Origin of the sequence: Duganella margarita (assembly GCF_009857535.1) — a bacterium.
GTDB classification, from domain to species: Bacteria; Pseudomonadota; Gammaproteobacteria; order Burkholderiales; family Burkholderiaceae_D; genus Rugamonas; species Rugamonas margarita.
Window position 1 is genome coordinate 1 of record NZ_WWCS01000077.1, and the last position, 522, is coordinate 522.

The window sequence follows — 522 nt, forward strand, 5'->3', positions numbered from 1 at the left end:
GGCGGCGCGGCTGCCGGCCGTGAACGTGTTCTGCCGCATCGCGCCGGCGCAGAAGCTGCGCCTGGTGCAGGCGTTCCGCGCCGCCGGCGAGATCGTCGCCATGACCGGCGACGGCGTCAACGACGCGCCGGCGCTCAAGGCGGCCGATATCGGCGTGGCAATGGGCGCGCGCGGCACCGATGTCGCGCGCGAGGCGGCGGCGCTGGTGCTGCTGGGCAACGACTTCGGCGCGCTGCTGGCGGCGGTGGCCCAGGGCCGCCGCCTGTTTGCCAACCTGCGCAAGGCGCTGGTGTTCATCGTCGCCGTCCACGTGCCGATCGTCGGCCTGTCGGTGCTGCCGCTGCTGTGGCGCGGACCGCTGTTCCTGCTGCCGGTGCACATCCTGTTCCTGCAACTGATTATCGACCCCGCCTGCTCGGTGGTGTTCGAGGCCGAGCCGCTGGAGTCGGGCGCCATGCACGCGCCGCCGCGCGGCCGCGCCGCCCGCCTGTTCGACCGCGCGCTGCTGCTGCGCGGCCTGGC

1 protein-coding gene is annotated in these 522 nt (G+C 74.3%); it reads left to right on the forward strand.

Annotated features, from left to right (window positions below; all coding sequences use genetic code 11):
* Window positions 1-522: HAD-IC family P-type ATPase (locus tag GTP55_RS29265; protein ID WP_161048263.1), on the forward strand; the 522-nt coding region annotated here is incomplete at both ends.